At 66.6% G+C, this 22316-nt stretch carries 16 protein-coding genes and 3 pseudogenes; 13 read left to right on the top strand and 6 right to left on the bottom strand.

Going from position 1 to position 22316, the window contains the following annotated elements; all coding sequences use genetic code 11:
- Window positions 1-266 precede the first annotated feature (266 nt).
- The 3 genes from BJF87_RS25950 to BJF87_RS26165 form a co-directional block, all read right to left on the bottom strand.
- Entirely contained in the window at window positions 267-626 is a 360-nt protein-coding gene (locus BJF87_RS25950) for a hypothetical protein (protein WP_139319556.1), read from the bottom strand.
- A gap of 202 nt (window positions 627-828) precedes the next feature.
- Window positions 829-2010, bottom strand: a complete 1182-nt coding sequence (locus BJF87_RS19810; RefSeq protein WP_075863760.1) for a hypothetical protein — start codon at window positions 2008-2010, stop codon at window positions 829-831.
- Window positions 2011-2516: 506 nt separating this feature from the next.
- A complete protein-coding gene (locus BJF87_RS26165; protein ID WP_158037549.1) occupies window positions 2517-2690 on the bottom strand; it encodes a hypothetical protein in 174 nt (57 codons plus the stop codon).
- 543 nt (window positions 2691-3233) lie between these two features.
- Between BJF87_RS26165 and BJF87_RS26935 the strand changes: the two genes are divergently transcribed.
- The 3 genes and pseudogenes from BJF87_RS26935 to BJF87_RS19800 all read left to right on the top strand — a co-directional run.
- The gene (locus BJF87_RS26935; protein WP_006357179.1) at window positions 3234-3365 is read left to right on the top strand and encodes a hypothetical protein; all 132 of its coding nucleotides are present in this window, start codon (window positions 3234-3236) and stop codon (window positions 3363-3365) included.
- Entirely contained in the window at window positions 3362-4825 is a 1464-nt protein-coding gene (locus BJF87_RS19805; RefSeq protein ID WP_006357178.1) for a sodium:solute symporter family protein, read from the top strand. The genes BJF87_RS26935 and BJF87_RS19805 overlap by 4 nt, the downstream gene beginning before the upstream one ends.
- A 145-nt stretch (window positions 4826-4970) precedes the next feature.
- Window positions 4971-5654: pseudogene (locus tag BJF87_RS19800) on the top strand (NADPH-dependent F420 reductase); the annotation flags it as partial.
- 15 nt (window positions 5655-5669) lie between these two features.
- Here BJF87_RS19800 and BJF87_RS19795 read toward each other — a convergent pair.
- The gene (locus tag BJF87_RS19795; RefSeq protein WP_075863758.1) at window positions 5670-6452 is read right to left on the bottom strand and encodes a LysR family substrate-binding domain-containing protein; all 783 of its coding nucleotides are present in this window, start codon (window positions 6450-6452) and stop codon (window positions 5670-5672) included.
- A 41-nt stretch (window positions 6453-6493) separates the two neighbouring features.
- Between BJF87_RS19795 and BJF87_RS19790 the strand changes: the two genes are divergently transcribed.
- Window positions 6494-6880 (top strand): DUF5997 family protein, encoded by a 387-nt coding sequence (locus BJF87_RS19790; RefSeq protein ID WP_006357175.1) that lies wholly within the window; start codon window positions 6494-6496, stop codon window positions 6878-6880.
- 20 nt (window positions 6881-6900) lie between these two features.
- Here the strand turns inward: BJF87_RS19790 and BJF87_RS19785 are convergent, their stop codons facing one another.
- Together BJF87_RS19785 and BJF87_RS19780 are read right to left on the bottom strand one after the other, a co-directional pair.
- The gene (locus BJF87_RS19785; RefSeq protein WP_006357174.1) at window positions 6901-7581 is read right to left on the bottom strand and encodes a response regulator transcription factor; all 681 of its coding nucleotides are present in this window, start codon (window positions 7579-7581) and stop codon (window positions 6901-6903) included.
- Entirely contained in the window at window positions 7514-8803 is a 1290-nt protein-coding gene (locus tag BJF87_RS19780; protein WP_075863757.1) for a sensor histidine kinase, read from the bottom strand. Before BJF87_RS19780 ends, BJF87_RS19785 begins: the two co-directional genes overlap by 68 nt.
- A gap of 295 nt (window positions 8804-9098) precedes the next feature.
- Between BJF87_RS19780 and BJF87_RS19775 the strand changes: the two genes are divergently transcribed.
- The 9 genes and pseudogenes from BJF87_RS19775 to BJF87_RS19735 all read left to right on the top strand — a co-directional run bounded on the left by BJF87_RS19775 (window position 9099) and on the right by BJF87_RS19735 (window position 22274).
- A complete protein-coding gene (locus BJF87_RS19775; protein ID WP_262339058.1) occupies window positions 9099-11003 on the top strand; it encodes a hypothetical protein in 1905 nt (634 codons plus the stop codon).
- Between the two features lie 294 nt (window positions 11004-11297).
- A pseudogene (locus BJF87_RS19770) lies at window positions 11298-13513 on the top strand (MMPL family transporter).
- 2 nt (window positions 13514-13515) lie between these two features.
- Complete coding sequence (locus BJF87_RS19765) at window positions 13516-14151, top strand: TetR family transcriptional regulator (protein ID WP_075863755.1); 636 nt, start codon at window positions 13516-13518, stop codon at window positions 14149-14151.
- Between the two features lie 149 nt (window positions 14152-14300).
- Window positions 14301-15587: a hypothetical protein gene (locus BJF87_RS19760; protein ID WP_006357169.1), complete on the top strand. Its 1287-nt coding sequence runs from the start codon at window positions 14301-14303 to the stop codon at window positions 15585-15587.
- A 130-nt stretch (window positions 15588-15717) separates the two neighbouring features.
- The gene (locus BJF87_RS19755; protein ID WP_035752963.1) at window positions 15718-16893 is read left to right on the top strand and encodes a phosphatase PAP2 family protein; all 1176 of its coding nucleotides are present in this window, start codon (window positions 15718-15720) and stop codon (window positions 16891-16893) included.
- Between the two features lie 343 nt (window positions 16894-17236).
- Window positions 17237-18493 (top strand): annotated as a pseudogene (locus BJF87_RS19750) (ABC transporter substrate-binding protein); the annotation flags it as partial.
- Between the two features lie 157 nt (window positions 18494-18650).
- Complete coding sequence (locus BJF87_RS19745; RefSeq protein WP_006357166.1) at window positions 18651-20660, top strand: ABC transporter permease; 2010 nt, start codon at window positions 18651-18653, stop codon at window positions 20658-20660.
- Window positions 20653-21531, top strand: a complete 879-nt coding sequence (locus BJF87_RS19740) for an ABC transporter ATP-binding protein (RefSeq protein ID WP_006357165.1) — start codon at window positions 20653-20655, stop codon at window positions 21529-21531. Before BJF87_RS19745 ends, BJF87_RS19740 begins: the two co-directional genes overlap by 8 nt.
- Window positions 21528-22274 (top strand): ABC transporter ATP-binding protein, encoded by a 747-nt coding sequence (locus tag BJF87_RS19735; RefSeq protein ID WP_035752968.1) that lies wholly within the window; start codon window positions 21528-21530, stop codon window positions 22272-22274. The genes BJF87_RS19740 and BJF87_RS19735 overlap by 4 nt, the downstream gene beginning before the upstream one ends.
- Window positions 22275-22316 lie beyond the last annotated feature (42 nt).

Below are 22316 nucleotides of genomic sequence, written 5' to 3'. Positions count from 1 at the left end.
AGGTCGGCTCGACGGGGGCGGGGATGAGCGAGGCGTCCTCGGGCCAGAGAGTTAGATCCTCGCTCGGCGCTCGCCGGTGCGTCCACCGCGCGAACTTGGAGACGGACACGTCGACGTCTCCTGATTGACGATGGGCTACGGCTGAACCCATCAGGTTTAAGTAATGCGGTTGTTGGTGCAGGCCCAGGACGGCTGTCGCCGGGGTCTGACCTTTGCCAGGGCCGACGGCGCAGTGCCGTAGGGGCACAGGCGACCGGCCTGCCAAGTCAACGGCGCACGCGAGTACCGGCGGCGGCTCGGCGGCTGGCTGTCGCCGTGCCCGCCGCCTTACCGAACTTGTATCCGGCAGCCGTACTCGCGACTGCGTAGGTTGTCGCTCGCGCGGCGGTCACTTTTACCGCTGCGGGTGCAGGTACCACCGCACCGAGGGCGGCTCCGGTCAGCGCGGCTCTGCGGACCGTCTTCCGGCGTTGCCGAGCCTGCGCGCGGCGAGGTGCGGCGAGTTCCTGCACGCCCGCCTCGGCCCGTTGCAACGCGGCCTCAGCCTCGTCGAGCGCGCTGGTTACCTTGCTGCCCGGACTGGCCGAGAACCGACCCTTACGGTCGCGCCGGTACGCCCGGCTCACCGTCGACTCCGATGCCGTTGTTCCAGCTCGTCGGCCAGGGCGCGTAGTCCTTCATTGTCGGCAGCTTTCGGCGTCTTGCCTCGGTAGGTTCCGCCCTCGCTGGGAGGGGCGTCTTCGAGACCGGGCGGGACGTTACCCGGCCCCCACGAGAACTCGCCGGCCTCAGGACCAAAGTCGCGCGGCCCGGTTACTGCACTCACGGCTACGTCCACGCCCATTCAGGAGCTTCATAAGGGCCGCTGGCCTTGACCTGGACGACAGCAGCAGCGCCGCGATAGCGCGTTCCAACACCGAACGACCTCTGCATAAAGCTCGAAACGAGCGGATAGCGAGAATCGCTGCCCGGCAGCAGGCGAAGCCCCTGGTACGCGGGATTCTGATGCTGCCTGAAACCGATCGGATTTATTGTGCTGTTCGGCCCACCGGTCGCAACTACAGCGACGTAGCCGACCGGCAAGTAGCGCGATTCAACCAACCAAGCCGGTCCATACGATCCCGAAATAGGGAGATTCGACCACTCCCCTGGAGCCTGTTCTCCCACGATCTCATTCGGCGTCAAGTAGGCGGGCGCATTCCTCGCAGGAATGAAGTCGAACTGGCTCTCCACCCCGTTAGTCTCCACACCGGCGCGGAAAGAGGCGATGATCTCGCCCTGAAGCGGGTTTGCGAGAATCAACAGCTTGCTGTTTGGTGTCGTCCCGAACCCCTTAGAACGAACCTGCTTGATCAAGTCCGTAATGTCGCCAGGATCAATCCCGTTTGCGTTCCCACTAATCAAGTAATGTGAGCTCGATCCGGAAAATGTCTGTCCTGCGAAACTAGGCGGAACCGTCCCGTCTCCGTTATAGAGGCCGTAGCAACGGTGCCCTACCTCGTTAATTTTCTCGGCCGGGTCGAATAGACGCCGGAGGATTGCGCCCGTAACCAAACGATTATCAGCTTCGAGCGCGCGATCAATTACCGATTTAACCTGTTGCGCCGTTGCAGATCTCAAGAAACGCCATGAAAACCGCGAAGCGAGATCGAAATCGGAAAGCGAATAACCCAGAATAAGCGCATCGGGTTCAGCACGCAGGCCGGTCGGCTCACCGAATTCTGAAGCCTCCTCGAAATGATCACCACCGATGGACTGGGCGATCGCATCTCCGACATTCGTTGTCGGATAGGAGAGGATCGCTGCAAGCGAGGTTCGGCTTTTATTCCAAGCCTGCATCGCGGTGGCCGCTTCATCCCAAATTCGGTTGAGGTCGACGCCGTCAGCTGTTTGATTGACAAGCACATCGCCTTGTGTGCTAGTGCCGACCGCGTTGGGATCGCCGCCGAAGATGAACAACTTCTTGCGCGCCGGAAGCGAGCGGGTCAGGGATGAATGTGTGGTGGTCATTGTGAATTCCAATTCGGGCAGATTGCGGACGGGACGTAGGTTCGCGGGCGCTGCCCAGACGAACGTCGGTCCTCTGAACCGAACTCGGATATTCACTTAGACACCAGGCACAACCCGATAGAGAACTGGGGACTGCTGGTCGCCCGCTGAGCGACTGCACACCGGCTGCGGGCGCTGCCCTGCGGTGCACGGTACAGCCGCCAGCGTATGCCCAATCCGAAGCCGCGCCAAGGCGTACCGCCGCCGTCCCACCTCGGTCAGCGAATCGCTACCGTGCCACCCCCGTGCTACCCACCGGCGCTGACTTGGCGGTGGTCAGCCGGTGGCCGCTAGTGCGCAGTAGGTGGCGAAAGTACGCCTCTCACCTGGTCTTATGACAGGCGTGACTTCACGTTGCCGCAGGTAGCTCGCACGCCCGTTCGGACGCCGAAACACCTTCCCAAGCTGAATACGCGGGTTCGATTCCCGTCATCGGCTCCACGAAAACCGCAGGTGAGAGTCGGTTCCTACCAACTCCCCAGAACGAAGACGAGCCACGTCACGATGCCGGCCACTACTCCGGTCGCCAGGTTCGCCGCGAACACTGCGCAGAACACTCCCCACGCAGTGAGTCCGTTCTCGACGGTGACGATGCCAGCGGCACGCTTGTAGTCCAGGCCGGCCAGCTCCGCGTCGATCATTTCTTTCGTGATCTGAGTTATTGCCACGGTTGCCGGGCCACATCGGCCCCCGAGTTCCGCTGTTTCCCGTTGGCGCTCGTCGGACTATCGGTTCAGGTCATGGAGCATTCTCAGTGAATCCCACTGGCGCCCTTTGGGCCTGAGTTTCGACTACCGAAACCGATTACGCGGGTTCGATTCCCGTCATCGGCTCCGCCATAACGTCGACCCGCTCCGCGCGCACTAGACGCGGCACAACACCCCAACAGTCCAGCACGCCGCCGTTCTGAATCTCTCGCCGTTCCCGTTCATTGGAACACCGTTGGACCGCTTGGCGAATCGCCTCCAACCGTTGCAGGAATGTATACAACCCGCTACGGTTAACTCGTCAGAGTGTTGCGCGTCACATGACCGTTACATAAGCTAACTATGCTCACACCTCGTGAAACCGGGCTTCCCCGTACGGCTTAGCGTTGAATTGCGAAGTCGCCAGCTGGGAATCCTTCCTTGCATAAATCTGCACGTGTACACAATCATCCCAACATCTAGGAAGAAGGCCTCCGGATGGATTCAGTATCCGTTCCCGCAGTCGCCGCTTCGATCGCCGTAATGGTGCTCGGCGGCGGTGCGCCGCTGGCGGCAGCGCTCATCCTCAACTGGCGCGACCGGGTCAAGGCGAAGGGTGTCGACCAGTGAGTCTGCAGACAGCCTTCACCATTCTGGTCGCGATCTACTTCGTTCTGATCCTCATCGTGGGGCTCCGCAGCAACAAGAAGATCACCACGTCGTCGGATTACAGTGTCGCCGGACGCAACATGGGTCCGGTACTGGGCACGATGACCTTCACCGCCACATACGTTTCGGCCCTGACGGTGATCGGTCTGGTCGGCTCCGCGAACGGCATGGGCCTCGCCCTCGTCCCGTACACATTCCTCGGCCTCGGCTGCGGACTGTTGTTCCTCGTCCTCATGTCCAGTCGCGTTCACCGGGCCGGCCGCACCTCGGAGAGCGTTCCCGAACTCCTCGGAAAACGCTACGGCGACAGCTCAGTTCGCGTCACTTCCGCAGGCACCATCGTGATCGCCTACTTCGTCTACCTCATCGCTCAGCTCTTCGCGGTCGGCATCCTGCTCTCCACCACGATCGGCTTCGAGGTGTGGGCGGTGATCCTGGTGGTCGGCACCATCTTCGTGCTGTACACCCTCACCGGTGGTATGCAAGCAGTCGCCCGCACCGACGCCTACCAACTCGTGGTACTCGTGGCGGCGGTTCTGATCACGCTCGTCCTGGTCATCACCAAAGTCGGAAGCGACGGCCTGAGTTGGAGCGATGGCCCCGGGTTGTCGCAGTTCCTCGGCGGCCCGGTGCCGACCTGGATGCTCGCCTTCGGTTGGGGCCTCTCGTGGGGACTCGGCGTCGCGTGCATGCCGAACTATCTGCAGCGCATCCTGTCCTGCCCGGATGTCCGGACCACCCGACTCGTGCTCGGCTGGGGATCGGCGATCTCCTTCTGGCTCGTGAACGCACCCATCCTCGTCATCGGTATCGGCATCGCGATCATCGACCCGTCCATGACGGGCGACTCGGCACTGCCGTCATTCCTGCTCACCCACGGCGGCACCATCATCGCGGCTATTGCGCTGACAGGTCTGATCTCCGCGGTGATGTCGACGACCGACTCACTTCTCCACGTGATGGGTGTGTACTTCGGTCGCGACATCGTGTGCACGCTGCGCAAGACCGCGGACGACGCGACAGCGTTGAAGCTCTCGCGAATCTCGACCGGCGTCATCGGTGCACTGGCGGTGGCCACCGCCACGTTCATGTCGTTCAGCCCGCTACCGCTGATCCTCACGTTCGCCTCGTACGCGGTCTCACTCCTCGCCGCAGGCCTGTTCGTGCCGCTGTTCATCGGACTGCTCTGGCAGGGGGCATCGAAGACCGGTGCGGTGGCGTCGATGGTTGTCGGCGTGATCGTGCTGATCGTGTTCGAGGTCCTGCGCAAGCAGGGGGTGATCGAACTCCACGGCATCGTCCCCACGCTGGTGTGCGCGATCATCGCGATGGTGGTCGGATCCTGGTGGGACGGTCGACGGGTGGAAGCGACAGCCACCGAGCCCACCACTGCTGAACAGCCGGTGGCTTCCACAGTGTGACCACCACGCGACCGGGCGCTTCGCAGAGATGCGAAAGGCCGCCCCGTCGGGCCGCACGGCCCAGGCACTTTCTGATCCCCAGATCACATAAACCCGGCCCGGGGAATGCCCCCACCCCGACCACCGTTGCGCGAAGAGTCAACGACATCGTCGGAAGAGGTACAGCATGAAGATCGGGATCATCGGAGCAGGATTCATCGGCGGAACGCTGACTCGTCGACTCACCGAACTGGGACATGACGTTCGCGTGTCGAATTCGCGCGCGCCCGAGACGCTTTCAGACCTGGCAGAAGAAACCGGCGCAACGGCGGTATGGGCGAAGGACGCGGCCCGGGACGCCGACCTCGTCATCGTGTCCATCCCGCAGAAGAACACGCCTGACCTGGCCCCGGGCATCCTCGACGCTCGTAAGCCGGGCGCCCCGGTGATCGAGACCAACAACTACTACCCGCAGCAGCGTGACGGGAAGATCGCGGCCATCGAGAACGGCACACCGGAAAGCGTGTGGGTGTCCGAGCAGCTCGGTGTGCCGGTGTACAAGGTGTTCAACGGAATCTATTGGAAGCACCTGCTCAAGAAGTGTCTTCCGGACGGCGCCGAGGGTCGGATCGCGTTGCCGATCGCCGGTGACGACGCGGACGGCAAGACGATCGTGTTCAGCATCGTCGACGAGCTCGGTTTCGACCCGGTCGACGCCGGACCGCTCGCCGAGTCGTGGCGTCAACAGCCCGGAACACCCGTGTACGGCAAGGACTTCGGCGTCGACGACACGCTCGCGGCACTCAAGGAAGCCTCGCCGGAACGCACCCCGGAGTGGCGCGCCGCCTGAGCCTTCCGGCCGACGTCACCGTCGCTTCGGACGCACCCCGGGCTTTTTTCGGCCACTCTTTCCCGGGACCTTGCCCGCGGCCTCTCGCGCGGCCCGCTTCGCGGCGGCCTTCTCCTTGGCTGACCGTTTCGGCACCGGCTCGGAGTGTCCACGCGACGACGTCGCCTTGCGGCCGCGGACGATCCCGATGAACTCCTCGGCCAGCTCGGTGGTCGGGGCCGGCCACAGCAGGCCGACGGTGCCGGTCGGAGCGTCGGTCACCGGACGGTAGACGAGGTCTTTGCGGTGATGTAGCCGCGCCAATGACTGAGGCACGAGAAGGGCACCGATGCCGGCGGCCACGAGTTCGATTGCGTCGCCGGTCGTTTCCGGACGGTGCTCGACGGCGGTGCCGGGACGGCCGGCTGGATCGTCAAAGCCTGTCGCCGGCTCGTCGAGCGGCCACAGGATCTGCTCGTCGGCGAGGTCGGCGAGGGTCAGTTCGTCACCCGCGGTGAGCACATGATCCTTGGGAACCACGACGACAGTGGTCTCCTCATACAGTTCGATCGTGTGGTGTGGCCCGGCATCGCCGTGCCGCAGAGCGTCGGGCAGACGGGTGATCGCCATCTGCACACTTCCCTGGGCGATGGCCCCCGCACACTCGGCGACCTCGAGGGCCACGAGCTGCAGCGGGACGTCGGGTTGCCGTTCCTCCCAGATGCGGACCCACTTGCCGGGGGTCACGCCGGGGACGTATGCCAGTCGGAACGTCGAAGCCCCAGAATCGCCTGCCCGGTCGGGTGTGGTCACGACCAAAGGCTACCGCCCGATACCCTGGGGGAATGAGTTCGCAGTCGATGAAGCCGGCCACCGCCGCCAAGAAGCTGGACGTGTACCTGCCGGCGACCCCCGCGGAGTTCCGCGAGGGTTCCATCACACGCGCCGAGCTCGCCGCCCTGCAGGCCGACCCGCCGGAGTGGCTCAAGACCCTCCGGGCCGAGGGACCGCACCCGAAGAACCTGGTCGCGGCCAAGCTCGGGGTCTCCAACTCCGCCCTGGTCCGCAACGGGATCGCCGAGGCGCTGACCACCGCACAGATCAACGACCTGCTCGCCGAGATGCCCGAGTGGCTCGCCGCCGAACGCGCCACGCAGGTGGAGGTCCGCCGCGAGGAACGACGCGTCAAGTCACTCCACGAGGACCGTCGCCGGGACCGCGAGGAAGCCGAGAACGCCGACAACTGACCGGCGGATTCCCGCCCCGGTCATCGCACCGAGCGTCGCCCCGGCACCACGAGTCCGCATTCGTATGCCGCCACCACCAACTGCGCCCGATCCCGCGCGCCGAACTTCGTCATCGACCTGTTCACATGGGTTTTCGCGGTCAGCACGCTGATCTGCAGGCGGTCGGCGATCTCCGCGTTGCCAAACCCCTCGGCCACCAGCACCACCACCTCCCGCTCGCGCGGGGTCAACGTCCCGACGACCGCGGACTCCGCGGCCGATCCGGCCGCCGGGCGAGACAGGAAGTGACTCACCAGCATCTGGGTGGCGGTGGGAGACATCAGCGTGTCACCCTGCGCCACCGCGCGTATCGCGTCCAGGAGCTCCTGCGGTGAGGCGTCCTTGCCGATGAAACCGCTTGCGCCCGCGCGTAATGCGGCGGCGACGTTGTCGTCGTATTCGAAGGTGGTCAGCACCATCACCCGGGTCCCGCGCAGCAGCGGGTCCGAGGTGATCGAGCGGGTGGCCGCGATGCCGTCGATGCCGGGCATCTGTATGTCGGCGACCACGACATCCGGGTGGAAGCGTCGGGCCGCACGAACGGCCTCGCCGCCGTTGGTCGCCTCGGCGACGACCTCGAGGTCGGGTTCGGTGTCAACGAGTAGGCGCAGGGTGCTGCGGAACAGACCCTGATCGTCGGCCAGGACGATCCGGATGGTCATCGACATCTCCTCTCACGGTGGCCTCGCGGTCAGCCGATCCACCACCGGCCGGCAGGGCGGCGTCGACGACGAACAGGTCGTCCACCCACCGCACGTCGAGCGTCCCACCGACCGCGACGACCCGTTCACGCATGCCGATCATCCCGAGCCCGGGCAGGTCACGGGCGTCCCGACCCCCCTCGCCTACACGGGCGTCGTCGGGGCGCAACCGATTCTCGACGACGATCGCGACGGCATCGTCGTCGTATCGGCAGCGCACCGCGACCGGCATCCCGGGCGCGTGGCGGACCGCGTTGGTGAGCGACTCCTGGATCACCCGGTAGGCGACCTGATCCACGTCGTCGGGCAGCGGCCGCACCTCGCCCGACACGGTCACCACGACCGACGCTCCGGCATTGCGGTACACCTCGACCATGCCCGGCATGCTCGACATCCCGGCACCCGGCTCGGGGACCGTCAGCGAATCCCGACGGAGCATCCCCACCGTCGCCTTGACCTCGCTCAGCGCGGCACCGGCGATGTCGTGCATCTGCGCGAGCATCTGTTCGGCCACCTCCGGGCGGGCGTGCACGAGTCGCCGCGCCGTTCCGATCTGCAGGTTGATGGCGGTCAGATGGTGCGCGACCGCGTCGTGGATGTCGCGGGCGATACGCATCCGCTCGGCGAGCACCGCCTGCGCGGCCTCCACCTCCCGCTGTGACTCGGCCGCCTCCGCGCGTGCCTTCATGGCCTCGAGGTACCCGTTGCGAGCACGGCCCAGCGCCCCGACGCACATGCCGAGGAACAGCCAGCCGACGGCGCCGATCCGTTCGACCGGTAACCAGTCGTCACCCCAGATGAACGATGCCGCGAGGAGCGCACCGGCTGCGGCCGCGGTCACGGTCATCGCCCGACGCATCGGATATCGGGAGGCGATGGTGTACAACGCGATTGCCGGAGGCAGGCTCATCGCCGAGTTGAACGAGCCGGTCGCCACGATGTAGATCACCGCTCCGGCGGTCGTTCCCGCCACCGACACCAGTGGCGCGCGATTCTTCGCCACCAGGAACGCCGACGCCGCGACGCCCAGCAACGCCGCCTCGAGACTCGTGTCACCCGGGCCGCCCCGCTGGACCACCCGCAACGCCAGCACCGTGCCGACGGCGACCAGCCCGGCGACGACCACCGACGAGATGAGCGGACGACGACGGGCGAATCGCACCCACCGTTCGTCGAGGTCCACGCGCAGCAGATTACCGCTGATCAGGGCTACGCACCTGTGGTCTGATCACCCGCGGCGATCCGTCTCCATCTCCGTCTCCTACGGTCCCCCTAGCCGCAATCGCGGCAAATGCGACATACGCGGTATGGATCGTCTACTACGTCCGCAGTACGCGAGGGCCGTTACCAGTCCGAATGGTTGGGGCGTCCGGGAACCCTGCACGACGACGCACCGCCGGGCCACCGATCCTCGGTACGCTCCGGAACGTTCCCGGCTCGCGACCTCGGCGGGTCAGCGCGTGCTGCGAGGAGTTCCCGTGCGACTTCCAAGAATTCCGGTCACCCTACTGGCGACGATGGGTGCGATCGCCTCGTTGTGCATCGTCGGCGTCTCGGATGCGTCAGCTGCACCCGGTGATGTGGCCGGAACCGTGGTCGCCGACGGTCCGGCACGGGCGTGGGAGGTGCGCGCCTGGATCACCGGGACGGATTCGTCGCCGGTGCGCAGCGCCGGTGTCGCGCGGTCGGATCGGTCCGGTCGTTTCACTCTCCGACCCACCGCACAGCCCGGCACGGACGAGGCCTTCTACGTGACCGCCACCCCGGCGGGACAACCGAACTCCTTCACCGCCCTCGCCACGATCTCCCCGACCCTGCCCTCCCGCCTGACCGTGAACGAGCTGACCACCGTGGCAACGGGTTACGCGATGGCACAGTTCGTCGACGGCACTCGCATCAGCGGCCTGGCACCGGGCGTGCGCAACGCGGCGTCGATGGCGGGCAACCTCGCCGATCCGACCAGCGGCCGGATCGGTTCCACCCTCGCCTCAGCACCGAACGGTGCACAGACGTCGACGCAGGCCGCGTTCCTCTCGCTGTCCAATGCGCTCGCCGCCTGCACCTCGTCACCCGAGGGTTGCGCTGCTCTGCGGTCCGCGACGACGACCCCGCTGAGCGGCCGGCCGTCGAACATGGTCGAGGCGATGGCGAACATGGCGAGAAGCCCGGAACACAACCCCGCCGGACTGTTCGGGGTCGCACTGCGGAGACCCGCTCGCGCCGGGGCACTTCCGCTTCCGCCCGCCGCCTGGACGCTGGCCCTCCGATTCGACGGTGGCGGTGGACTTCTCGCCGGCCCGGGCAACTTCGTCATCGGCGAGGGCGGCGACATCTGGGTCAACGCGAACTACGAGTACAACGCCGACCCGCGAACTGCGGTGTGCGGCAGCAAGTACCTGTTCCGTTTCGGGCCCGACGGAAAGCTCGTCGGCGGACGCCCGATCACCGGCGGCGGCCTCAGCGGCGCCGGTTACGGCATCACCCGGGACCACTCCGGCGACATCTGGGTGAGCAACTACGGCTTCGCCGCACCGGAACCGGGCTGCCCCGCCGACCGCCAGCCGCCACACAACTCGCTGTCGAAGTTCAGCGCGCAGGGTGAAGTTCTCTCTCCGCCCGCCGGTTTCACGCAGGGATCGATCAGCTGGCCGCAGGGCATGACCACCGACCGCACCGGATCGGTGTGGACCACCAACTGCGCCACCAACTCACTGACCGTCTTCCCCGACGGCGACCCGAGCCGCGCCCGCAACATCAAGGTCGGCGTGAAGCAGCCCTTCCATCTCGTCGACAACGGCCGGGCCCTCTTCGTCAGCGGCCTACAGAGCAGCTCGATCGCGATGCTGGACCGCTCCGGACGACCGTTGCGAACCCCGATCACCGGACCCCACGTCGACAATCCGCTGGGCCTGGCCACCGATGCCCGCGGCAACGTGTGGATCGCGAACTCCGGGGCCATCACGCTGCCGTGTCCCGACCGTCCCACCGGCACAGGATCGTTCGGTTCCGTGTCCGCTCTGGGCCCGACGGGCAAGACCCTCGTCGGGCCGCTGCGCGGCGGTGGCATCACGATCCCGTGGGGCATCACCACCGACGGCGACGGCAATGTCTGGGTCGGCAATTTCGCCGGCAAGCGCGTCTCGAAGTTCTGCGGCGCGAACGCCGCCACCTGCCCGCCCGGCAAAAGCACCGGCGACGCCATCTCCCCGGACGTGACCGGTTACTTCTTCGACGGGCTCGCGCGCAGCACCGGCATCATCGTCGACCCCGCGGGCAATGTCTGGACCACCAACAACTGGAAAGAGGTCCCGCTCCAGACCAACCCGGGCGGACTCCACATCGTCGCCCTGGTCGGTGCTGCGGCACCGGTACCGGTGCGCTGACCGGGCACCCTTCGCAGACGCAGAGCACCTCACATCGGGGACGCAGGTGTGACCGACATCGCGTCTTCGTGTCCGATTTGCGGAACTTTGTCACAGAATTCGCGCTAATTCGCGTGACTAACGGAAGCGTGCAGGTCACGCTTGTCTCTCGCGCCGGAATCGGGGACCAGTGCAAAAGTGGTACTCAGTAACTAGTGTTAGTCACTAACACATGTGACGCGACCGTCGCATGTCGCACCACCGGTCGGCGCCGACGCCGACCCTGCGCTCGAAAACCGAAAGGGTTCACACGCCATGGCGTCGCTTCTGTTCAGGCTGGGGAGTTTCTCCTTCCGGCACAAATGGGCCGTGATCGCGGCCTGGCTGGCCGCGATGATCGCGGTCGTCTCGCTCGTCGGCGTCCTACAGCCGAAGTTCGCCCAGGACTTCAGCCTCCCCGGAACCGACTCCGGCACCGCGACCGAGCAGGTCGAGGAGTACTTCCCGCAGGTCATGAAGGAGCAGGAGCGCGCCTCCACGAGCATCCTCGTGGCCGCCGACGACGGCCTGCAGAACCACACCGAGCAGATCAACAAGCTGGCCGAGGATCTGCGCACGCTGCCCGATGTCATCGCGCCGGAAACCGTGGTGAACCCGGTCGTGGCCGCTGCCGTCGACCCGGCGATCGCGCCCTCGGTCCTCGGTGACAACGGTCGCGTCGGCCTCATCCAGGTCCGTCAGAACATCACGGTCATGGACCTGACGACCGAGAACAAGGAAGAGCTCGTCAAGATCCTCGACGAGAACCGCGGCAACGGCCTGCAGGTCGAGGCCACCGGCGCCTGATGCAGGTGATGGAACAGGGTGGCGCCGCCGAGCTGATCGGTTTCGCCATCGCTTTCGTGGTCATGATCGTCGCCTTCGGCGCCCTGATCGCCGCGTTCATCCCGCTGGTGACCGCCATCGTCGGCGTCGCGATCACCATCATGCTGCTCACGCTGTCGGCGGAGCTGCTCTCGATCAACCAGTCCGCGACCGCAATCGTCACGATGCTCGGCATCGCGGTGTCCATCGACTACGCGCTGTTCATCGTGTCCCGGTACCGGGCCGAACTGAACCGGGGTGGTGATGCGGCCGATGCCGCCGGCCGCGCGGTCGGAACGGCCGGATCAGCGGTCGTGTTCGCCGGTCTCACGGTCATCATCGCGGTCGTCGCCCTCGTGGTCATCGGCATCCCGATCATCACCCAGATGGGTGCCGGCGCCGCGGTGGCGGTCTTCATCGCCGTCTCCGCCGCACTCACGCTCATCCCCGCTCTCCTCGGCGCGTTCGGCCGCTTCGCCTTCCGCCCGAAGATCCCGTGGATCAAGCACGCCGAGCAGACCGAGGACGGCGACACCCTGGGTGTCCGTCTGGGCCGCACCGTAGTCAAGGCCCCGATCCCGTTCATCGTCATCGGCCTGCTCGCTCTCGCCGCCGCGGCCATCCCCGCCACCAAGATGGAGCTGGGTCTGTCGCTGTCGACCGAGGACGAGGCACCGGCACAGGCATTGCTGAGCAAGGGTTTCGGTGAGGGCATCAACGGCCCGCTGCTCGTCGTCCTGCACGATGACGACGCCCCGATCGCGCCCGTCGCGAACGAGGCCGTCAAGCACATCGCCGGGCTGAAGGACGTCGTCAACCCCGGCTCCCTCACCTGGATCGGCAACGAGGGCGGGCAGAACGGCAGCACCGCACTCATCACCGTGACACCGAAGAGCGCACCCTCGTCCGAGGCGACGCACACGCTGATGGAGAACATCCGTGCGTACTCACCGGTCGTCGACAAGCAGGGCGCCGAACTGCATGTCGGTGGACAGACCGCGATCATGTCGGACCTCTCGCAGAAGCTCAACGACGCGCTGATCCCCTACCTGATCGTCGTCGTCGGGCTCGCGTTCCTGATCATGATCGGCGTCTTCCGCTCCCTGTGGGTGCCGCTGATCGGCACGGTCGGCTTCATCTTCTCGGTCCTCGCGACCTTCGGCATCACCGTCGCGATCTTCCAGGAGGGCTGGTTCGGCATCATCACGAACACCCAGCCGATCATCTCGTTCCTGCCGATCTTCCTGATCGGAGTGGTCTTCGGCCTGGCGATGGACTACCAGGTGTTCCTGGTGACCCGAATGCGCGAGGAGTACATCCACGGCATGACCGCGAAGGAGGCCATCGTCGCGGGTTACCGTCACGGCGCTCGTGTGGTGACCTCCGCCGCGATCATCATGATCAGCGTCTTCGCCGCGTTCATGCTCTCGCCGGAGACGACGGCCAAGATGATGGGCTTCGCCCTCGCCTCGGCAGTCCTGTTCGACGCCTTCGTGATCCGCATGCTGGTCGTCCCGGCCGTCATCGCGATGCTCGGCGACCGCGCCTGGGGTCTGCCCAAGTGGCTCGACAAGCTCGTCATCAACTTCGACATCGAAGGCGAGTCGGTCCGTCACCGCGGACTCACCGATCCCGACGAGACGAAGACGCCGGTACCGGCGAGCTGACCGTGTCCAGCGCTCCATCCACCACCGACGCCCCGGGCAACAGCCCGGGGCGTCGGCCCGGGTTACGTGAGCAGCAGAAGGCGCGGACCCGCAACACGATTCGCGAAGCGGCGCTTCGCCTCATCTCCGAACACGGCTATGCGAAGACGACCGTCGAGCAGATCGCCGAGGCCGCGGGCGTCTCCCACACGACCTTCTTCCGCTACTTCCCCACCAAGGAACAGGTGGTGATCGGCGGAGAACACTTCGAGACCGAGGCCCGAGCGATCGTCGAGTCGATGCCGCCCGGACTCGGCCACTTCGACCTCATCCGGCGTCTGTTCACCGAACTCCACCGCCTCACGGTCGACGACCCGTGGGTCGGCAATCCGCTTCGGATGCAGCTGATCCGGTCGGAACCCCTGCTGCAGAAAACCTTCCAGGCCGAGTCCGAGCGGATGATGACCGGGATGCGGCAACTCATCGCCGACTACCTCGGTCGCGACGCCGACGACTTCGCCCTCGGCGTGTTCCTCGACGCGGTGGCCGGGGTGACCTTCCGACTCGCGACCGAAGGCGACGACAACCCCGCGGATCTGCAGATCGAGACGACCCTGCGGGCGATCGATCTTCTCGAACAGGGGCTTCCGCTCGACTGACTACGTCGCCGGTCCAACTGTGGACGGCGTATTTCGAGGGCGTTGTCAGGGGCGCATCTTCGTGACGGCTTCCGATGCAGTTCCCGAAAGCCACAGTGCACGGGCATGACCCAACCTACGATGAGCTGATCCTTGCAGGAGGGATCAGCATGCGCCCCACCCGACACCTCCAGATCAGGCTCTGGCCACGTACTCTCGCGGTCTCCGCGCTGACACTGGTCTTGGCCGCGACGTCGTTGATCGTGGCATCACCGCCGACGGCCCGGGGTTTCGCCGAGGACATCTGCTACACGCCGGGAGCACCACCTCACAACTGCGCACCGTTGCCGTTCGCCTGCCCGCCGAACAACGGCGACGATCCGTTGTGCGGCATCCGCGGCGCCATCCGTTACGGCTACACGCTGCAGCAACCGCTCGGCGGACGCAGTCTGGTGCACACCGATTCGACGTACATCATGGCGCGTAAGGTGGGCTTCTCGCTGCAGGACGCCTATTGGATCGCCGCCTACAGCGAGGCCACCGACCTCGGTACCTTCGCGCCCCGTGACATGCGCAGCAACAAGGTCCCGAACGCAGCCGCGTTGACCACCAAGGACATCAGCGGTCTCGTGCGCACTCACTTCAACACCGGCGGGTTCCTCTTCCACGTGCTGCCGACGATGCGTGGTCCGCGATCGCCGGTACCGAACGGGTTGCGACCCAACGTGAACGATCCGCGGCACGAGGTGATGCTCACCCACATCCGGCGCTGGGCCATGGAAGGCCCCGGCAGCGACGCACCCCTGTGCACCGGCGGTTTCACCGACCGGACCGCGCGCGGCGACTTTGCCACCGGAACAACGTGTTACGGCGGGCGCAACAACCCGGCCCAGATCACCGGGCAGTACAGCGTCGCCTATCCGGTCACGCTCCCCTTCCAGAACGTGACCGGCCGCCAGGTCATCACCGACGGGGTGACCTCGGAGCGATTCGACTCCTACGTCGGTAAGCAGTCGGCAAACGCGCGTATCGGCATCTACATCCACGCCCTCGGCGACCGGATCTCGCACCATACGTGCACCGACCGGGCCACGATGACCCCACCGACGCCGCGACACCGTGCCTTCGACATCGACCTGCTCGATCGCGCCTGCAATCAGGGACCGCATGCGGTGCGCCACGAATACGAGACCGGCGTGGACTTCCACGATCTCGCTGCGGAGGACCGCACCACCGAGGCAGCCCTCTCGATGGTCTACGACGAGCTGGTGAACTTCGCCCGCGAGCGCGGGGTGCTGAACCCGGCGGCCACGAGCCCGGCAGCGAAGACCACGGTGGTCACCAACGGCCTGATCCCCGCACTCGAGCGGCGCAATCCCGAGGCCCGAATCCGCGCGGTGACCGCGGTCGGTTGCGGTCTCGGCGTGCCGGCGTTCCCGGGTAGCCCGGCCTGCTGAATCCGACCACTGACGGTCACGGCCGTTCGTCCGGCGAAGGAACATCTAGGATCGTGGGGTGATCTCGGACAGCGTCGCCCGACCCCGCAGGACCGCCGCACCTCGCCCACGCCGGCGGACCCTCACGCGGATGTTCGCGCCTGTCATCGCGACCGCGGCCGCAGTCGCCGCCACCGTCGCGCTGGTCGCCCCCACACAGGCCGCCCCCGCGAAGCCCACACCGGTGCCGTTCCCGACCGGAGATCTCGTCCGGCTCTATCCGTCGGACGTCTCGTCGTTCCCCGGCGGCGTCTACCTGCAGCCCATCGAGACGTTCAGCGCGCTGCGACGGGACCACCCCGAGATCATGGCGCAGAACCTCGACAAGGTCGTGGCCATCAACCAGGCCGCGGCCGACGACCCCGCCCTGCAGCGGCGCGCACTCACCGACGCCCACGACGATCCGCTCGTGACGATGTCCGACGCGTTCGGACAGAAACTCGGAAGCCACTTCCGGAACGCACTGGCTGCCGGTCGCCTGCCCAAGACCAAGTCGATCTTCAGCGACTACCTGGCCCGCGGTGGCGGCATCGCCAACACGACGCTGGTCGAGAAGTACGTCTTCGGCAACGACCGCCCGTTCGTCGTCGCCCCCAAGCGAATCCGGAAGTACACGCGCACCGACGAAAACGAGTACGACGCCCTCGGGGCCAACCCGTCCTTCCCCTCCGGACACGCGGGCATGTTCTTCTGGCGCGGAACGCTTCTCGCGCTGATGCTTCCCGAGTTCGCCCCGCAGTTCCTCACCCGTGCTTCCGAGGGCGGTTACCACCGCGTCGTACTCGGCGTGCACTACCCGCTCGACGTGATCGGCGGCGCCATGGTCGGCCAAGCCGCGGCCGCCGACCGGTGGAACGACCCGGAATTCAAGCGTTTGCTCCGCGCCTCCGCGACCGAGATCCGTCGTGAACTCGAATGGCGTTGCGGTGCTCCGTTGTCCACCTGCATTAACCAGGACACCCCGTATCTGACCGACGACGAGGCGAAGCGTATCTACACCGACCGCCTCACGTACGGCTTCGGCCGGGTCGCCTCGCCCACGCATCGAATGGTGGTGCCACAGCAGGCCGTCGACATGATCTCACCCGCCTTCCCGTCACTGTCCGACGCGCAGCGTCGCCAGATCCTCGTTGCGACCGCGCATCCCGCCGGCTACCCGCTCGACGACCAGCGACCGGGACGCGCCTCCTGGCAGCGCCTCGATCTCGTTCGGGCTTACACCGCCCGGGTGACCGTCGACGACAACGGCGGCGTCACCGTTCACTGACGGCGCTTTCCGCTTTCCCTTACTGAATCGTTTGTCCCACTGCGCGTTGCGAACTCACCCGCACGCGCCATCTCGTCGTGTCGTGGGCGTCAGTGTGTGTCCAGTTTGCCCGAACAGCTTGACACCAGAGTAAGGATACGGCTAATTTTCGGGTGGTCCACGTCACACCCGAGGTGGACTCACCGCCCGTGAACTGGGCGGACGGTGCCGAATCTCGCATCCAGTCCGACGACTGGGTTAACGAACTCACTCACCTTCAAGCCCCGCCGGGGCGATGTCGCCGTGCCCGCTTCCCGGGCTGCTTCGTCGTGCCCGGAGACCATCGCCGAAAGGCAGTCGAAACATGCGTTTGTCGAACTCTCGAGGAGCCGGACGGCTGGCGGCGGTCGCCGTGGCCGCGGCGTGCATCTTCTCCGTCGTGTCATGTAGCAGCGACGACGGCGGATCGGATGGCTCCGCCGCGGATTCCAGCGGTACCAAGGCCTCCGGCGAAGCCATCAAGGTCGGATTGTTCAACCCCTCCAAGGGCCCGGCCACCCAGCCCGGTGTCACCACCGGCAAGCAGGCGGCCGTGGACTACATCAACAACCAGATCGGCGGCATCAACGGCCGCCCCATCGAGATCATCGACTGCGGTATCGACCAGACCGCACCCGAGTCGACGGTGTCGTGCGCCAACCAGTTCGTCGAAGCCGGCGTGGTCGCCGCGATCGACGGATTCAACGCCGAATCCGCTGCCGCCGTGCCGATCCTGACCGCCGCGAAGATCCCGCTGGTCGGCCAGATCCCGTTCAGCACCATCACCGGCGCATCGGCGGACAACCGTGTGTACTTCGGACCGCCGCCGGCCGCGTTCCTCGTCGGCTTCATGCAGCAGCTGAAGGCCGACGGCAAGAACTCACTCACGCTCGCGAATGCCGATCTGCCGCAGGCACATCAGGTCTTCGACGGCCTCATGAAGCCGCTCGGCGCGCAGCTCGGCATCGAGGTCAAGTCGGTGTACTACCCGCCGGCCGGACCCAACTTCACGCAGCTGGCGAGCCAGCTCGCCGAGGGCAGTCCCGACGCGGCCGGTCTCATGACCGCACCCAACGACAACGTCTGCACCAAGCTCGCCCAGTCGCTGCGCTCGGTGAAGTTCGAGGGCACCATCTTCCTGGCCGCCTGCACCGACTTCATCGACACCCTCGGCCAGCAGGCCGTCGGCGCGCAGACGTATTCACCGTTCTGGCAGACGCCGGCGCTCGACTCCACCCCGGCCGAGGTCAAGGGCAACCTGGAGACCGCCCAGAAGTTCATCGACGACCAGAGCGGCACCGCCGGCTTCTACGCCTACGGCACCTTCTCGATCCTCGCCGACTTCGCGACCACCGTCGGCAACGCCGAGCTCAGCGACTACACCGGCCCGAGCATCCTCGGCGCACTGAAGGCGGTCAAGGACTACCAGTCCTTCATCGGACCGAAGCTCAACTGCGGCAAGCCGACGAGCCCGAACTGCACCACCGAGATGCTGCTGTTCAACGTCGTCGCCGACAAGAAGACCGAGCCCGCCACCGGGGGATTCATCACCCCGCTCCCGGCCGCGCTCGCGCTCATCCCGGCGCCGCGTAACCGAGCACGACACGGTGGGGATGGGCCCCGCACCCGGGGCCCATCCCCACCACCCGCTCCCCGACCGTTCTCCCGGGTGACCCACCCACCCGTCCGCGCAATCCGTCCGCGTGAGATGCACACGCGCCGAACGAATGAGTACGCACATGGGCCAGTTCCTCCAGTTCGCCTTCCTCGGGCTAGCCGCGGGTGCCATCTACTCGGTACTCGCCTCGTCTCTGGTCGGCATCTACGCCGCCACCGGAATCATCAACTTCGCCCAGGGTGCCATCGGTCTCTACTCGGTCTATCTCGTCGCCGCGCTGCGCACCGACGGCAGTCTCGTCCTGCCCATCGGCACCCTGAGTATCGGCAGTGAGGACAACCCCACGTCGATGGAACTCGCTCTGGCCCTCGGCGTGGTCAGCGCGGTGGTCTGGGCCCTGCTCGCCCACGTCCTCGTCTTCCGTCCCCTACGACACGCGCCCGTGCTCGCACAAGTCGTCGCGTCGGTCGGCCTCATGCTCTTCCTCCAGGCCCTCGTCCAGCTGCGTTTCGACACGGAAAATCTGTTCGCCCAGTCGATCCTGCCCGAGGACACCGTCGACATCGCCGGTGCCGTCGTCAACGTCTCCGACCTGATCCTGGCCGGTGTCGCCATCGCGGTGTCCCTGCTGCTGTGGGCCTACTTCCGTCTCACCACGCTCGGGGTCGCGACGCGCGCCGGATCCGAGGACGAACTGGCCGCCCGCCTGTCCGGCTACTCCCCCGACCGCCTCGCCGCCATCGTGTGGGTCATCACCGGCGCGGCCACCGGCCTCATCGTCGTGCTGGCCTCGTTCACCATCGGCCTGACGGTCACCAGCTACACCTTCTTCGTCATCCCGGCGCTGGCGGTCGCACTCGTCGGACGGCTCACCTCCTTCGGGGTCGCCTGCGCGGCAGGACTAGTGCTCGGCGCCTTCCAGTCGGTGATTTCGTGGCTCGCCACCAAGGCCTGGTGGCCGGAGTGGGCGCAGGCCGGTCTCGGCGACGCCGTGCCCTTCGTCATCGTGGTGATCGCGTTGTTCCTCCTCGGCGGACGAATCCCGTCGCGCGGCTCGCTCGGCGAGGTACGCATGCCTGCGGTGCGCATCCCCCGCATCCGGGTCATCCCGACCGTGGCGATCGTCGCGGCCGTCGTCCTCGCCATCCTGCTCACCTCCGGCACCTGGCGGTTCGGCGTGGTCACCTCGGTGATCCTCTCGCTCATCGCGCTCTCGCTGGTCCTGCTGACCGGTTACCTCGGCCAGATCTCGTTGGCGTCCATGGCCTTTGCCGGCGCCGCCGGATTCGCCCTGTCGAAGCTGACCACCAACTGGAATGTGCCGTTCCCGTTCAGCATGCTGTTCGCCGCACTGATCGCGACGGGACTCGGCGTGCTGGTCGGCGTGCCGGCCCTCCGTATCCGCGGCGCGCAGCTCGCAGTGGTGACCCTGGCCGCGGCACTGGCGATCCAGAGCTTCGTGTTCAACAACCCGGCCATCACCGCGTTCGAGGGCAACATGATCGCCGACCCGACACTCTTCGGCATCGACCTCGGTGTGCGCGACGGCACCAACCTCGTCACCCTGCGGTTCGCGCTGATGGTTCTCGTCGTCGTCGCGATCGCCACCCTCGTGGTCCTTCGGTTCATGGGCGGCTCCACCGGCCGCGCCTTCCTCGCGGTTCGCTCCAACGAACGCGCGGCGGCATCGGTCGGAATCAACGTCGCCGCAACCAAACTCCTCGGCTTCGCCCTGTCGGCCTTCCTGGCCGGCATCGGTGGCTGCCTGATCGGCTACAGCCGCGGCCAGCTCTCGGCCGGCTCGTTCACCGTGATGATCGGCCTGACGCTGCTCGCGATGACCTACGTCGGCGGAATCACCTCGTTCGCCGGCGCCGTCATCGCCGGCATCATCGGCCCGCTCGGCGTCGGTTATGTGTTCCTCACCCAGACACTGAGTTTCGGCGAGTACTACGAACTGATCGCCGCGGGCAGCCTTCTGCTGATGGCGGTGATGAACCCCGTCGGCGTGGCCGGCGCGGCGTCCGAACTCGGCGACAAGATCCGGGCCCTACGGCACCGCCGAGAACCGGATCCAAAACCCGAGGCGCCCGGTGCGGCGCAGAGCGCGGAGGCAGGTGTCCATGTCTGAGTCGACCGTCCTGGAACGGACCACCCTGCTCCAGACCGGCGGGCTCTCCGTCCGCTACGGCGGTGTCAGCGCCAACACCGACGTCGACATCACCGTCGGCTCCGGCGAGATCGTCGGCCTGATCGGCCCCAACGGCGCGGGAAAGACCACCTTCGTCGACGCCGTCACCGGGTTCACCAAGGCCACCGGCACCGTCTCGCTGGCCGGTGAACGCCTCGAGAAGGCCTCGCCGCATCGTCGGCGTAGAGCCGGAATGGCACGCACCTGGCAGGCCGGCGAGCTGTTCACCGACCTCACCGTCTCCCAGAACCTGGCCGTCGCCGTGCAGCCCGTCGGCCTGCGCGCGATGGTGTCGGACGTGCTCAACGGTTCGCGGCCACCCGCCGAGACCATCGACCACGCACTCGATCTCGTCGGTCTGCGCGACGCCGCCGATCAGCGTCCCGGCGAACTCACGCTGGGACAACAGAAGTTGGTGGGCGTCGCCCGGGCCCTGGTCGGCGGGACCCGACTCGTCCTGCTCGACGAGCCGGCGGCGGGCCTCGACACCCACGAGAGCCGCGACTTCGGTGCCGAGCTGCGGCGCATCGCTGCCACCGGCATCGGAATCCTCCTCATCGACCACGACATGTCGCTGGTCCTCGACGTCTGCGACCGCCTCTACGTGCTCGACTTCGGGAAGGTCATCGCCAGCGGCACACCCGCGGCCATCCAGGACGATCCGGCGGTGATCTCCGCTTACCTGGGAAGCCCGGAGGTGGACCCGGATGCGGTGGCCGAGCTCGATGCGGCCGGGTCATCCGGTGGGCCAACCGATCTCGCGGCCGGAACCGAACCGACCACGACCGCCGCGCCCGAGGAGAACCGATGAGCACGCCGAACGACGCCTCCTCGGCGTCCCCCGTCCTCGAACTCGACGACATCACCGTCGGCTATGGCGGTGTGCCGGCCGTGCGCGGTCTGAGCGCCTCGGTCCGCGCCGGGGAGATCCTGGCCCTGCTCGGCCCCAACGGTGCAGGCAAGACGACCACTCTGCTCGCCACCGTCGGCGCCCTGCCGTTGATGTCGGGCAGCGTGACCGCGCTGGGCGAACCGATAGACCATCACATCGAACGCAACGCCCGCCGCGGCGTGACCCTGGTCCCCGACACCCGCGGCCTCTTCCACAAGCTGTCGGTATCGGACAATCTGCGACTCGCGAAGCGCAAGAACGGAACCGATCTCGACACAGTCTTCGGGTACTTCCCGAAACTGAAGACCATGCGCTCGCGGCAGTGCGGCAATCTCTCCGGCGGCGAACAGCAGATGCTCGCCCTGGCCAAGGCACTCCTCGCGCGTCCGCGCGTTCTGCTCATCGACGAGATGAGTCTCGGCCTGTCTCCGGTCGCCGTGCAGGATCTGCTCCCGCGGCTCCGCGCCTTCGCCGACGAGCACCAGATGGCGGTCGTCCTCGTCGAGCAGCACATCGACCTCGCCCTCGGGATCGCGGACTCGGCGATCGTCCTCCATCACGGCCGGGTCGCACTGTCGGCGAGTGCCGCCGACCTGCGCAGCCGTCGGGACATGGTGGAGGCCGCATACTTCGGTCGCACCATAGAGGAACAGGCCTCCTGAGACCGGCCGAAGAACGCCACCACCGACGAATCCGGGGACGCC

The sequence above is a fragment of the Gordonia sp. CNJ-863 genome (assembly GCF_001942325.1).
In the GTDB taxonomy this organism is placed as follows: Bacteria; Actinomycetota; Actinomycetes; order Mycobacteriales; family Mycobacteriaceae; genus Gordonia; species Gordonia alkanivorans.
This window is presented reverse-complemented; position numbering and strand designations above follow the sequence as displayed.

Bases quoted from the DNA above. Each gene is read 5' to 3' on its own strand.
- BJF87_RS19740 (WP_006357165.1), top strand. From the start codon at position 20,653: ATGTCTGAGTCGACCGTCCTGGAACGGACCACCCTGCTCCAGACCGGC.
- BJF87_RS19755 (WP_035752963.1), top strand. From the start codon at position 15,718: ATGTTCGCGCCTGTCATCGCGACCGCGGCCGCAGTCGCCGCCACCGTC.
- BJF87_RS19810 (WP_075863760.1), bottom strand. From the start codon at position 2,010: ATGACCACCACACATTCATCCCTGACCCGCTCGCTTCCGGCGCGCAAG.
- BJF87_RS19735 (WP_035752968.1), top strand. From the start codon at position 21,528: ATGAGCACGCCGAACGACGCCTCCTCGGCGTCCCCCGTCCTCGAACTC.
- BJF87_RS19790 (WP_006357175.1), top strand. From the start codon at position 6,494: ATGAAGCCGGCCACCGCCGCCAAGAAGCTGGACGTGTACCTGCCGGCG.
- BJF87_RS26165 (WP_158037549.1), bottom strand. From the start codon at position 2,690: ATGATCGACGCGGAGCTGGCCGGCCTGGACTACAAGCGTGCCGCTGGC.
- BJF87_RS26935 (WP_006357179.1), top strand. From the start codon at position 3,234: ATGGATTCAGTATCCGTTCCCGCAGTCGCCGCTTCGATCGCCGTAATG.
- BJF87_RS19785 (WP_006357174.1), bottom strand. From the start codon at position 7,581: ATGACCATCCGGATCGTCCTGGCCGACGATCAGGGTCTGTTCCGCAGC.
- BJF87_RS19745 (WP_006357166.1), top strand. From the start codon at position 18,651: ATGGGCCAGTTCCTCCAGTTCGCCTTCCTCGGGCTAGCCGCGGGTGCC.
- BJF87_RS19760 (WP_006357169.1), top strand. From the start codon at position 14,301: ATGCGCCCCACCCGACACCTCCAGATCAGGCTCTGGCCACGTACTCTC.